This is a genomic window from Bacillus sp. z14 (2026), from assembly GCF_058313575.1.
The window spans coordinates 946,780-959,920 of the sequence record NZ_JBZFQK010000002.1; the positions used below are offsets into that span (position 1 = coordinate 946,780).

A 13,141-nucleotide genomic window follows, 5' to 3' on the forward strand; every position below is an offset into this window, starting at 1 on the left:
AGATTAAAGAGCCTTGCTAAGAAAACAGCAAGGCCCTTATCATTTATCCTATATAAATACGAATCTATGAAAGTGGATTAGTAGGATATTTATGTAGTAACTCTTAATCAGTAACTTCTTTTAACAACAGGTAAATGCCATTCGTATAGATAAGAAAGCATTCGTAAAAAGGTAATAATAATAAATAAAAGGTATAATTCAAGGTTGGATGTCATCGCTCCGAGGCCGATTAAGAGACCTGCAATACCTGCCCAAATTGCGTAAATCTCAGATCTTAACAGTATTGGCTTCCTGCCTGCGAGGACATCTCGTACGATACCGCCGCCACTTCCTGTCAGGATAGCAGCAAATACAACCGCAATAAGCGGTAAGTTCATTTCCGTTGCTAGTAAAGCGCCCTGTACAGCGAATGCGCTTAAACCGATAGCGTCAAAAAAATTCCCCCACCTGTTCCAATGCTTTAAAAGCGAATGCTGAAATAAACAAACAATAGTTATAGAAATGAATGCGATAAAAAATAATCCGTTTTGTTCCCAAATATGGATTATTGGGATCCCGAGCAGCAAATTGCGAATGGCACCTCCCCCAAAGGCTGTTACAAATCCGAGTAAATAAAGGCCAAATAAGTCATATTCCTCTTCCATTGCCACCAAGGCTCCGCTGGTCGCAAAAGCGATTGTTCCGATAATGCTTAATACATCCCATGTCATACTTTTTTCTTTTTCTCCTTAAATAAAATTCAAATAATCATTTAAAATCTGGCTAATTTATCATATCATTTGAATACAGTGTTTGGAACGGGTGATTTTTTTGGTATGATAAGAAGAATAGTGAACTATTGAGGGAAGTGACATAATGGAAGAAACATATGAAAAAGCTATACTAGTTGGTTGTCAGCGTGAAGATATTGATGACAGTCGATTTGAATCCTCTATGGAGGAACTTGAATCACTAACGGAAACTGCCGGAGGGCAGGCTCTTGTATTAGTGTCTCAAAAGAGAGTTAAGCCTCATCCTGCTACATATATCGGAAAAGGGAAAGTCGAGGAGCTTATTGCATTAGTTGAAGAGCTAGAACCGGATGTCGTAATCTTTAACGATGAATTGTCTCCTAGTCAAATACGAAATCTAGGTAAAGAGCTGGGAACTAGAATCGTTGACCGTACCCAGTTGATTTTAGATATTTTTGCTCAACGTGCGCGTTCTCGCGAAGGTCAAATGCAAGTAGAGTTAGCCCAATTGCAATATATGCTGCCAAGATTGGCGGGGCAAGGTACTGAATTATCAAGACTCGGCGGCGGTATTGGAACGAGGGGACCGGGGGAAACCAAGCTGGAATCTGACAGACGCCACATTCGACGTCGCTTGGATGAGATCAAAAGGCAGTTGGATTCAGTTGTTAAGCATAGGGAACGTTACAGAGCGCGCAGAAAACGAAATAATCGTTTCCAAATTGCATTGGCTGGATATACGAATGCCGGTAAATCAACCTTATTTAATCGTCTGGCTGAAGCGGATTCTTATGAGGAAAATCAACTGTTCGCTACCCTTGATCCGATGACCAGGGAATGTCTTCTTCCATCTGGATACAAGGTCCTTATCAGTGATACTGTTGGATTTATTCAGGATTTACCTACCTCCCTTGTTGCGGCATTTAGATCCACGCTTGAAGAAGTGACAGAATCCGATGCCATTTTACATGTAGTGGATTCTTCTCATCCTGATGCTTATAATCATGAGAAGACCGTTCAAAAAATTATCGAGGATTTGGGTGCTGAGGATATTCCTCAATTGATTGTCTATAACAAAAAAGATGCCGCCCATTCTGAATTTGTACCGACATCCAAGGAAAAATCCATTCATATATCTGCTCGTCAGGATGAAGGGATTCAACAACTCCTTTTAGAAATGGAAAAATTGGTTGAAAGCTTTATGGAACCATATTCCGTAATGATTCCAGCTAATGAAGGGAAAATTATAGCCCGGTTAAAGGATGAGACAATCGTTAAATCAACCGAGTTTCATGAAAGCAATGAGACCTATCATCTAAAGGGACTTGCTTTAGCAGACCATGCAATCATGGGAATTATTAAAAATTATGAGTAGGAGTAGGAATGCAACATGTTTGAACAATTAAAGAACGGTGAGAGAATTAAAGAAACTGTTCAGGAAACTGAAAAAATGATTGCTGAAAGATTTTTAGAAATTGAAGAAAATGTAGACTTTAATACAGCGAAGGTATTGAAAGCCTTCCAGGAAAATCAGGTTAGTGATGCCCATTTTAATCCATCAACAGGTTATGGGTATGATGATATGGGAAGAGATACATTGGAAAAGGTGTTTGCTCATGTATTTGGAGCCGAAGCGGCACTTGTCCGCCCGCAAATCATATCTGGAACACATGCTATTTCAACTTCCTTATTCGGCGTGTTACGCCCTGGAGATGAGCTTTTATACATCACTGGAAAGCCATATGACACGCTTGAAGAGATTGTTGGCATACGCGGAAGTGGTATAGGATCCTTAAAGGAATATCAAATATCCTATCAATCTGTCGCTTTAAAGGAAGATGGGTATGTTGACTTTGATGCAGTAGCAAAAGCCATTAAACCAAATACGAAGGTAATTGGAATTCAACGCTCAAAAGGCTATGATAACCGCCCATCATTTAAAATTGCAGAAATCAAGGAAATGATTCAGTTTGTAAAAGCTATCAAACAGGATGTCGTTGTCTTTGTTGATAACTGCTATGGAGAGTTTGCTGAGAAAATGGAGCCTACTGAGGTTGGTGCGGACCTAATGGCTGGTTCCTTAATTAAAAATCCTGGCGGCGGTTTAGCGAAAACGGGTGGTTATATTGCCGGTAGAGCTGATTTGGTAGAACGATGCGCATATCGTTTAACAACACCGGGTATTGGTGCTGAAGCGGGTGCTTCCTTGTACAGTTTATTAGAAATGTACCAAGGATTCTTCCTGGCTCCGCATGTTGTTGGACAATCCTTAAAAGGAGCAATCTTTACAGCTGCCATGCTAGAAAAATGGGGATTTAACCCTTCACCTACATGGAACGAACCAAGAACAGATCTCATTCAATCAGTCCAATTTCATGACAGAGATAAGATGGTGCTGTTCTGTCAGCAGATTCAGTTTGCTTCACCAATTAACTCTCATGTAACACCATATCCTGCTTATATGCCAGGATATGAGGATGATGTAATCATGGCTGCCGGAACGTTTATTCAGGGAGCGAGTATCGAATTAACCGCTGACGGTCCGTTAAGACCGCCATATACCGCTTTTGTACAGGGCGGACTAACGTACTCCCATGTTAAAATAGCCATTTGCAAAGCAATTGATCAGATGATTGAAAAAGGATTAATAAAGTAACTAATAATAACTCCCTTATTTTTGGAATAGGGGAGTTTTTTATTAGTAAAAATGGTCAGTGTGAGTTACAAGTAACCGATTATTTGCAGAGTGGGATTCAAAGTGAACTCTGTTTATCTATATCATATTAGCTGTTTATTGAATGGCATCGCATAGCATAGGTGTCTGAAGGGTGGAGGATAGGTGTTATGCTGTACCCATGGCACACCTATGCCGCACCTATGCGGGGTCAAAGGTGTCTGGAAGGTGCTGAATAGATGCTATGCTACATCTTTGTTACACCTATTCCTAATTAAAGGTGTTTGATAGATGTAAGATAGGCGTAGGATACCGTGGCTTTCCTGCATCTTCTATACACCTCTAGTGTGTCTGTGCAATATCTTTTCTGTATCTTGGTCTATTTGCTCCATAGAGGTAGGTATACTTTTTAGTGGAAAAGAGTTGAATTAATGTGTAAATAGAAGTGCTTTTTTATGTGAAATTCAAAATAAGGACCAGCTTGTTGCTTTTATTTATAAATTAATAGGTTAATTGTCTGAGTTTGGGGTAAAAGAAGTAAAGCAGTTAAAATGATACATTACTCCAGAGATTCCATGTCAGAAAACCTTACATATGATTGACAAAGAAGTTTACATGGCATAAACTAACAATATCAAGAAGAGGTATTGAAGGAGGATGTAGTGGTGAGCGGTAACATCAGAAGAACCATGCCACTTTTTCCAATGAGTATTGTCATGCAGCTGACCGATTTAACTGCACGTCAAATCCGTTATTATGAAGAACACAAATTGGTTTATCCAGCCAGAACAGAGGGTAATCGAAGGATGTTTTCGTTAAACGATATTGATCGTCTTTTGGAAATTAAAGAATTGCTTGATCAAGGCATAAATATGGCTGGGATTAAAAAAATTCTTGAACCTTCTATTTATAATGAAACTGAAATAATTGCTAAAGATGAACATTCTAAAGAAGAAACAAAACCAGAATTGACCAATGCGCAATTAAGAAAATTATTGCGTGATGAAATTTTGAAGGCTGGCCGCTTTACAACGAGAGGCAGCAACCAATCTGGTGATATGCATCGGTTTTTTAATTAAAAATTAAAATATAAAAAGCTTTATTATTTAAGGAGGAAAAAGGAAGATGGGGAAATACACTGCGGATGATATTAGAAAGTTAGCTAAAGATGAAAATGTGAAATTTATTCGATTACAATTTACCGACATTCTGGGAACAATTAAAAACGTAGAAATTCCAGTAAGTCAGCTTGATAAAGCATTAGAAAATAAAATGATGTTTGATGGTTCATCCATTGAAGGGTTCGTTCGTATCGAAGAATCTGATATGCTTTTATATCCAGATCTTGATACATGGGTAATTTTTCCTTGGACTGCTGAAAAAGGAAAAGTGGCTCGTTTAATCTGCGATATTTACAATCCGGATGGCACACCTTTCTCAGGTGACCCACGTGCTAATTTAAAACGTGTGTTAGAGGAAATGAAAGAGCTAGGTTTCACAGATTTCAATCTTGGGCCTGAACCAGAATTCTTCTTATTCAAATTGGATCAAGCAGGGGAACCAACTTTGGAGTTAAATGATAAAGGCGGATACTTTGACCTTGCTCCTACAGATTTAGGTGAAAATTGCCGTCGCGATATCGTTCTTGAGCTAGAAGAGATGGGATTTGAAATTGAAGCTTCCCACCATGAGGTAGCTCCAGGACAACATGAGATTGATTTTAAATATGCTGATGCGATTACAGCATGTGACCAAATCCAAACGTTCAAATTGGTAGTAAAAACAATTGCTCGTAAACATGGCTTGCACGCAACTTTCATGGCAAAACCATTGTTCGGTGTGAATGGTTCCGGTATGCACATGAACTTATCTTTATTCTCTGATGGAAAGAATGCTTTCTACGATACAAAAGGAAATATCGAATTGAGCGAGACAGCTCATCAATTCATTGCTGGTATCATTGAGCATGCGCCTGCGTTCACGGCAGTAACAAATCCAACAGTTAACTCATACAAACGTCTAGTTCCTGGATACGAAGCACCTTGTTATGTTGCATGGTCTGCTCGTAACCGTAGCCCACTAATCCGTATTCCGGCTTCCCGTGGATTGAGCACACGTGTTGAGGTACGTTCTGTTGACCCAACTGCAAATCCATACCTAGCTATGGCGGTATTACTTAGCGCTGGTCTTGATGGCATTAGAAATCAGAAAAAAGCTCCGGCGCCAATTGATCGTAATATCTATGTAATGTCTGCACAAGAACGTGCTGAAGAAGGTATTAAAGATCTTCCGTCTACATTATATCAAGCATTAGTAGAATTACAAAAAAACCCAGTCATCATGAATGGTCTAGGTGATCATATCCTGGAACACTTTGTAGAAGCAAAAGAGATTGAATGGGATATGTTTAGAACCCAAGTTCATCCATGGGAGAGAGAACAATATCTTCTAATGTATTAATAGCTGAAACCCTTGACACTGCTAGCGTCAAGGGTTTTTTATTTGGTGGGGCAATCACATGTTTTTAGCTTGTCCAAATTTTCACCCCGCTTTTGCCCCGCCTCTAAACATTTTAACTTTTTGTGAAATCTTCAAATTTCTCCATAGTATCTTTTTCGATTTTCTTAGAGACGCGAGAGTACACATCAGCGGTGATCTGAATGGATCCATGACCCAATCGTACTTGGATGTATTTCATCGAAGCTCCTGATTCTAGAAGTAGAACAGCATGAGTATGCCTTAAAGCGTGAATTGTATCTTTGGCAATCCGGCTCTTTTATGGATTCGTTCCATAGCATTAAATAGTTACAGGAAATGAATATCCTGTGCGAAAGGTTTCGTGGATTTAAAGTATAATTGGAACATACTATGCGGTAACATGAGAAGAATAAATAAGAGGGTTCCTAAGTGGGATTCCTCTTATTTGTATATGACAAATGAACCGCATCTTGAGCCTCTTGTTGAAGTTATATACCAACGCTATTATTAACGTAAGTCGGATAAAGGATGATTATATATGAAGAAACTTTTGTGTATTTTCCACACCATGCGGTTACGCTATTTGCTTCAACATGTGGAATCATCTAAGGAAGTGAATCAAAAAATTCTTCTTTTGCATTTAAAATTAAACGAATTAGAAAAGCTGAAAATTTAAAATTAAAGGGACTTTCCACTCTGGAAGTCCTCTTTTTTATAAAAACTTTTACCTCTTATTAATAAATCGCCTCTGACTGATATTATAAAAGTAGGAGGCGATAAAAATGAGATACACATGGAAAACTGATGCTAGAATTCCATGGGAACCGGAAGCGGATGAATTTCTGGAGAAACAACTAAGAATACACTCTAAAGAGAAGTTTGCTGTTATAGCGAGAAAAAATTAGCCCATCCACTTTGTGAAGGACATAGCGAAAAGCCCTTTATAGATCGCCTTAGTTGGATAAAAAACGGCAAGCAGAAACCAGGTGTATGCTCGGCCAATATAGTGCACACAATCCCTTAAGGGAAGGGGAGAAGTCTTACCATTTAAGGATTTAATATAAAAAAGCGAGTCAGTTTTTATGCCCAGCAAAATTGCTCGCCTCTGTCAAAAACTATAGTTGCCGTTTAATTTATTTTAAGTGTCCTCCAGGGCTCTTTTTATATATTCTAATAAAAGGGGGTACTGATAAAAATGGGGAAAATTATAGATATTTCACATCACCAGCCACCATCATCTATAAATTATGACAAACTAGCCAAGGAAGTGGATTTAGTTATTGTTCGTACTCAGTATGGATCTTCTACAATCGACAGACATTATAAAACTCATCACAAGGAATTTAATAAGCGTGGTGTACCAACTAATGCCTATGCGTGGGTAAGAGGTATTTCGATCTCTGATATGGAGAAAGAGGCTACTGATTTTTATAACCGGACTAAAGAATTTAGCCCGCCTGTTTACTGGCTTGACGTTGAGGAGAAGAGCATGAAAGATATGAGAGCAGGGGTTAAGGTCTATGCAAAGAAATTGAGAGCTCTTGGGGTGAAGAAAGTAGGGATATATATTGCCAATCATCTTTATAAATCCTTTAATATCGATATAAGAGACTTTGATGCTGTTTGGATACCTTCTTATGGGCGTAACAATGGCATGCGAGCAAGTAGCAGGAAACCTGACTATGCTTGCGACTTATGGCAGTTTACAGACAAAGGAATAGTAGATGGATATGCTGGTAATGTAGACTTGAATGCAATTATAAGTAATAAACCATTGAGTTATTTCACGGGTAAGTATGATCAAATCACATAGTATGAGGGGACTTCTAGTTGGAGTCCTCTTTTTTTGCCTAAAGTGATGCTCGTGTAAAGTGAGCCATTCTCTTGGCCAACTATTCAGACATTAAATGATAGTTACAAAGTCTAATTATGGCACAAAAGAAAGATTCTTCGCATATGATGAGGGTGAAGGTTACATGTTAAAACAGTTGGTGATGAATATGTTAGAAGAGTTCAAAGAGTACAAGCGTCAGACGGAAGGGCAATTTGATAAACAGGACGTGCGTTTTGAAAAACATGAACTCCGGATGGACAAGCAGGAGGATCGGTTGGACCAAATGCGTAGTACACAAATTGTACACGATCAACAGATTGCTGGTATTTTAGAAACCCTAAAAGACATTAAAGGAGATACTGTATGGTTAAGAAGAACTGTGACCGCTGCCGTTATAGGTGGAACTATTCCAGCGGTTATCGGTTTTATTGTGTTTGCTATACAAAAACTGAACTAAGGAGGGTGGATGATGAAAAGGTCTATACCATATTTTGAGGCACTAGTTAGTATATTGAGCTATTACCTTGCTATGGTATGTATGTTCAACAATGATATGTTTCAGCAATTGCCAGAGTTATATGGAACTTTAAGTCAGTTGGGAAGCGAGACATTGTTTGCTCTCATTTTCTTTTCTGCAGCTACCATTAAGGTTATTGGGCTGGTTATTAATAGTTATGTAATGAGAAAGTTTGGGTTAGGGTTATCCGCCTTAATTTATTTAATCATTGCTGTTTCTTATGCCACGAGTGAAATGTCCTTAAATTGGGGGGCAGGGATTTTCTTTTTACTGTCAGCATTCAGCCTTTTAAATATATTTGAAGTTAGGCATACTAAGTTAATGGAGTGATAGAATGAATTGGAAAGTACGTTTTAAAAACCCAACCTTATTATTGCATTTGCTACTTTAGTCACCAGCTTTATATATAAGTTGCTCGGTTTAATAGGAGTCATGCCGTCTGTCGCAGAAGATGATACACCACAATTAGTTTTGATTTTTGTGGTTATTTTAGCTGGATTGGTATTGTTCAGGATCCGACCATTAAAGGAATAGGAGACAGTAGACAAGCCTTGACTTATGAAGTGCCAAGAGATGACAAACCCGATGTATATGTACCATTGGGTTTCTTGTGTTCATAATATGCGTTACCTAAGACGTATCATCTCAAAACTCTGCCTTACATAAAAGAAGAGAAGGCAATCCTTTTAGGACCGCCTTCTCAAGAATTTATTGAGCATTATTTTAGCATGGTTTGGATTAATACAGGGTCATGATCACTTGCCCGTCCGTGTTCTTCCATGAAGGCAGCGTTGATGTGAACGATATCAACAGCTGTACGCAATGTTAGTGGTTTCGAAACAAGGATATGGTCTAGCACTTGTAAATTTCCTTGATAGGCATACGTATAGCGGTCAATTGAGGGAATCAAATCAATCATATTCGTCAGTTCCCTTCCCTTCAGTGTTTTGAGTGTATCTGTAAATTCAAAGTCATTTAAGTCTCCGAGAGCAATAATATTGGCATTCTTGTTCTTGGACTGGATTTCTTTTACAAATTGATTCACCACATTTGCTATGCTAATGCGCTGCTCCTCACTAGACAATATAGCCGGCTGGTTTTTTCCAAAGAGCGGCTGATCTCCGCCTTTTGAATTAAAATGGTTAGCGATGACGATAACATCCTTCCCATTAAAGGTGAATTGGGCAGCTAAAGGCTTACGACTACTATCGAAAGCAGGATTTTCAGGATCAATTCGTCCTGGATTAGCTGTCAGTTTGCCATCTTCATAGCTGACTGCTTCATTCGCACTGCCTTTTGGAGCAGGAGTGAGTGACACTCGCTCTGGGTTATATAAAAATCCAACGCGAATATTCGCTCCAGGAGCGCCTCCGTCTTGATTATTAACCGGCGCAATATCTGTGAATGAATAAGAAGGACCGCCCAACTCTTTGATTTTATCAATCAATGTTTGATAGCTTGCACTTGCATCTGTATTACCGCTATTTGTGGCACCATCATTATCCTGTATTTCAGTAAGTCCAATGATATCAGGCTGATTTAAATTGTCAGTAATGGCTTTTGCAAGTTTAGTAGTTTTCTCGTCGCTTTCCTTCGGGGAGAAATTTTCTACGTTATAGGAAGCGACTGTCAGTTTTTTGGCATGTTGCTTAAATTTCGTTACCTCTTGTTTCAGGCTACCGTTTTTAAGCTCTGGTAAATTTTCTTTATCAGATAAGATTCGGTAATTGCTGAAACCATAACTTACAACACCATGAATATCTCCAGTAAATGAATCGCCTGTCTTGGTAACAAAGCTTGAATCACCAGTATCAATGATGAGTCGCTCAGGGTTATAATCGTTTTCTGAAATCCTCAAGCCTTTAGCCAGGGTGTTGAGTAAAGTATATTTTGACACTACATATAGTTCGCCATAATCCTGCGGTGCAATAACCTTCGGCTGTTTAATGTTTACGAGCATTCCCTCTAGGCTCTCGTAATAATCAATCCCGTCCTGATATGGATCAAACTTGCTGAACTGGTCGTTATCGATGATTCGTGTTGGCTGTCCTTTAAGCGGGCTAATCTCAATCGGCTTAGGGAGCGGTTGTGAGTCATTTACAATCGTAATGTTAGTAGCATTGATTTCTGTAACCGGTAAATCCGTTGTTAATTTTTCTGCATAACCTTCAAGTACCCATTCTTTAACCTGACCGCTTGCTTTAATGGTATTACCAACTTGTGCAGCATGGTTTCTTTTATAGACAAGTATGCCTTCTGAGGTGGCAGGGTTTTTATCAGGCGTTAGAGATTGCATGTAAAAGTTGTTAGCATCGGCAATATAAGTTACGATGCCTTCAACATCTGCCACATATTGATCCTGATATGGAGAGTGGTGCTCGGCACCTTGAATGTCATGTATCTGTAAACCGCTAGTGGCAATGTAATAGGCTAGTGATACAATATCACTGTTTTTATAGCCGTCTGCTACGACGATTGCTTTAATTGTCGTGTTTTCTGCGATGATGATAGGGGTCGTGTACACTTCGCTGTCTATGGTAGGTTCCATCCCATTTGTTGTGTAGTAGATGGTTGCGTTTTCCGTCTCTGTAGTTAAGGAAATAGCTGTTCCAGCTGATACTGGTCCTGGAGAGACTGAGCTCGCAGCAGCGGCAGCTTTCGGAGTTGGATCATGTTCTTCTGCAAAAACAATGGAGGTAGGTGATTTTAATCCAGGCACTGTATAGTAAGCCTCAAGATTTCCAGTAACGTGAATTTTACTCCCGATGATGGATGGATTAGACTGAAGCCCAAATTCTGCTCGGAATTTAGCCGGGAGCTGGATAGGAAGCAGTTTTTCTTTATCCGTTTCATTGGGTGAATCAGCTAGCGCAATATTAAAATCACTGCTGAATGGTGCTTCAAAATTGTAGCTATTATTTCCTGTCGTATGGGCAACGATATAGCCTTCAACAGTAGCATTGCCTGTATTGTTTGCTATTGCCTCTGTTACAGTAATTGGTCCATCTGCCTTGGGTGTTACCGCAGGAATGAACGGTAAGAGGAGCAGGAACACGAGAAAGGCTGGGACGAAGAAACGATTAATATTGGATTTTGACATTCGACACTCTCCTTTAAATTTCTATCATTTCTCCCATATACTACAAAAAAGAGGGCAATTAGTACAGGGTGGTTAGATTCATCTTTCAATTGAAAGTTATAGTCAATATAAGTAAAAAGTCATGATTCTATTGTTTTTTAGAAAGGTATTGACTCTGAATCCTCAATTTTTTGAAGTTAGAAATATCGTTTAGTAAAAAATATCGAGTTTCTTCTATTAAATATAGGGCTGAGAGAATACTATAGCCAGAATGAGCCTAGGAGAGAGCTTTTTATTTTCATTAGATTAACATCTTAATGAAGTTAAGGTGCAGATTTGATGAACTAGGATAGGAAAATACGGGGTAAGAATTATAGAAAAAATGAAGAGAAAACACTAAGTAGGAAAAGTATGAATAGAGGTTGAATGTAGGCAAATAAAAAACCCCGTTAATCGAGACGGGGTACTTTAAGTTCAGCATATCTTTTTGCAACCAAATGCTTCAGTTGCTCTAAATCTTCTAATGTAGTTTTATTTCCGATATAATCTTTAATCACCGGAGGTATGGTTATTGAATTCGTTTTTTTCGTTGGCTCTTTTATGTCCATTTTTAGCATCTATCCTTCTGGAAAACTATTATAGTACCATTATATAGTTACAATGTTACGAATAGATTAATAGGAGTTTACATTTTAATATTATTAAGAAGTCAAAAGAAAGCCAATTTACCGAAAAGATAGGAGTAAGTTATGGTAGCAATCATTTACCCAACTGATGGGTATGATAAAAGGGAGAATGAATTAAGAAGAATTCAGTTAAATACTTTTATCTAACCAGACTAAAGAGAGTATATTTTCGTTTAACATAATATAGTCGAGATTACACCTATTGTATAGATTATTTGTCTGTGGAGTGTTTAATTTTGCCCACAATTTTTGGAGGGAAAAATAAAAATCGCTTTCTTCTCGAGTAATGCATATGCTGTGGTGCAGGATCGAGTGTTTCATCTCCTAAAAAGTCGAGCATAGTATTAGTTGAAATATGCGCATGAACCATACATACTTTCCATTGATCGTGATGAATATCTCCGCGTATGATTAAATCGCCCCAAATACTATACATACTGTATCGTTCTAATAACCAAAAATCCAAAGAGTCCGGCAGGGGTTCGTATAAAATCTGTTTACGCTCATAATGAACATCGAGTTGATAGGTTTGTTTACTGCTTTCTCGTACACTTTGAAAATAAAATTGATCCCTATCTTGTTGAAAGTACATATGTGCTTTTTTATAAGGTAGGCCCAAGCCCACTTGTGCTCCCAAGACGGCTAATAGTTTATCAGCATCCAAACTAAAAAAATAAATACCAGGAACACCCTTGTATTTAACATATGTACGTACATTCAGCTCTAAATAAGTATGAAGATATGGAAAATGTGGAAGCCCTCTTGCTCTCATTTTAGTTATCTTAAAGGGAATAATCGAAATCCATGCTTTTCCTTCATATAAATCAATCTCCAATTCCTCCGGCACATATGGACGGAGAAGGGTGGGATCTATTTGATAATGTAAAAATAGCATATCATTCCATACCTGGGTCAGTACCCACGGTGATTTCGGTAAAGGGAAAGGGCGATGTTTCGTTTCTTTCAACTCAAAATACATAAATTCCGCCTCATTTCTCTAGGTATATTAAATGTTTTGCCCATATATATAGATATTAAACATTCCGATAAAGCAACACGGCATAATAAAAAGAATAGAACAAGAGGGAATGCAATTTACATAATATTTAAGAGTGATTATAGCTGAGGGAAATATGGAGTTA

At 38.4% G+C, this 13,141-nt stretch carries 14 protein-coding genes and 1 pseudogene; 10 read left to right on the forward strand and 5 right to left on the reverse strand.

The window, feature by feature from the left end; all coding sequences use genetic code 11:
- Positions 1-107 precede the first annotated feature (107 nt).
- The gene (locus AC4G3O_RS10635) at positions 108-710 is read right to left on the reverse strand and encodes a trimeric intracellular cation channel family protein (RefSeq protein ID WP_066104240.1); all 603 of its coding nucleotides are present in this window, start codon (positions 708-710) and stop codon (positions 108-110) included.
- Between the two features lie 145 nt (positions 711-855).
- Between AC4G3O_RS10635 and hflX the strand changes: the two genes are divergently transcribed.
- From hflX to glnA, 4 genes are all read left to right on the forward strand, one after another.
- Positions 856-2,106: a GTPase HflX gene (gene hflX, locus AC4G3O_RS10640; RefSeq protein ID WP_066104235.1), complete on the forward strand. Its 1,251-nt coding sequence runs from the start codon at positions 856-858 to the stop codon at positions 2,104-2,106.
- A 15-nt stretch (positions 2,107-2,121) separates the two neighbouring features.
- Positions 2,122-3,387: a methionine gamma-lyase family protein gene (locus tag AC4G3O_RS10645; protein WP_139891110.1), complete on the forward strand. Its 1,266-nt coding sequence runs from the start codon at positions 2,122-2,124 to the stop codon at positions 3,385-3,387.
- A gap of 683 nt (positions 3,388-4,070) precedes the next feature.
- Positions 4,071-4,484, forward strand: coding sequence for a MerR family transcriptional regulator (locus AC4G3O_RS10650; protein WP_066104229.1), 414 nt, complete (start codon positions 4,071-4,073; stop codon positions 4,482-4,484).
- A 46-nt stretch (positions 4,485-4,530) separates the two neighbouring features.
- Positions 4,531-5,865, forward strand: coding sequence for a type I glutamate--ammonia ligase (gene glnA / locus AC4G3O_RS10655; RefSeq protein ID WP_491136145.1), 1,335 nt, complete (start codon positions 4,531-4,533; stop codon positions 5,863-5,865).
- 112 nt (positions 5,866-5,977) lie between these two features.
- On the opposite strand, the pseudogene AC4G3O_RS10660 reads toward glnA, so the two are convergent.
- Positions 5,978-6,210 (reverse strand): annotated as a pseudogene (locus AC4G3O_RS10660) (tyrosine-type recombinase/integrase); the annotation flags it as partial.
- Between the two features lie 211 nt (positions 6,211-6,421).
- On the opposite strand from AC4G3O_RS10660, the gene AC4G3O_RS10665 reads away from it, so the two are divergent.
- The 6 genes from AC4G3O_RS10665 to AC4G3O_RS10690 all read left to right on the forward strand — a co-directional run bounded on the left by AC4G3O_RS10665 (position 6,422) and on the right by AC4G3O_RS10690 (position 8,854).
- Positions 6,422-6,559, forward strand: coding sequence for a hypothetical protein (locus tag AC4G3O_RS10665; protein WP_180349899.1), 138 nt, complete (start codon positions 6,422-6,424; stop codon positions 6,557-6,559).
- Between the two features lie 106 nt (positions 6,560-6,665).
- Positions 6,666-6,788, forward strand: coding sequence for a hypothetical protein (locus AC4G3O_RS10670; RefSeq protein WP_257468928.1), 123 nt, complete (start codon positions 6,666-6,668; stop codon positions 6,786-6,788).
- A gap of 290 nt (positions 6,789-7,078) precedes the next feature.
- Complete coding sequence (locus AC4G3O_RS10675; protein WP_491136146.1) at positions 7,079-7,696, forward strand: glycoside hydrolase family 25 protein; 618 nt, start codon at positions 7,079-7,081, stop codon at positions 7,694-7,696.
- A gap of 163 nt (positions 7,697-7,859) precedes the next feature.
- The gene (locus AC4G3O_RS10680) at positions 7,860-8,174 is read left to right on the forward strand and encodes a hemolysin XhlA family protein (protein WP_066104219.1); all 315 of its coding nucleotides are present in this window, start codon (positions 7,860-7,862) and stop codon (positions 8,172-8,174) included.
- A gap of 12 nt (positions 8,175-8,186) precedes the next feature.
- On the forward strand, positions 8,187-8,564 hold the full coding sequence (locus AC4G3O_RS10685; RefSeq protein ID WP_066104215.1) for a hypothetical protein: 378 nt from the start codon (positions 8,187-8,189) through the stop codon (positions 8,562-8,564).
- A 167-nt stretch (positions 8,565-8,731) separates the two neighbouring features.
- Positions 8,732-8,854: a phage holin gene (locus tag AC4G3O_RS10690; RefSeq protein ID WP_375138409.1), complete on the forward strand. Its 123-nt coding sequence runs from the start codon at positions 8,732-8,734 to the stop codon at positions 8,852-8,854.
- A gap of 98 nt (positions 8,855-8,952) precedes the next feature.
- On the opposite strand, the gene AC4G3O_RS10695 is transcribed toward AC4G3O_RS10690, so the two are convergent.
- The 3 genes from AC4G3O_RS10695 to AC4G3O_RS10705 all read right to left on the reverse strand — a co-directional run bounded on the left by AC4G3O_RS10695 (position 8,953) and on the right by AC4G3O_RS10705 (position 12,978).
- Positions 8,953-11,334, reverse strand: a complete 2,382-nt coding sequence (locus tag AC4G3O_RS10695; RefSeq protein ID WP_491136147.1) for a DUF8508 domain-containing protein — start codon at positions 11,332-11,334, stop codon at positions 8,953-8,955.
- A 428-nt stretch (positions 11,335-11,762) separates the two neighbouring features.
- A complete protein-coding gene (locus tag AC4G3O_RS10700) occupies positions 11,763-11,921 on the reverse strand; it encodes a hypothetical protein (RefSeq protein ID WP_175354261.1) in 159 nt (52 codons plus the stop codon).
- Between the two features lie 289 nt (positions 11,922-12,210).
- Positions 12,211-12,978, reverse strand: coding sequence for a YqjF family protein (locus AC4G3O_RS10705; RefSeq protein WP_491136148.1), 768 nt, complete (start codon positions 12,976-12,978; stop codon positions 12,211-12,213).
- Positions 12,979-13,141 lie beyond the last annotated feature (163 nt).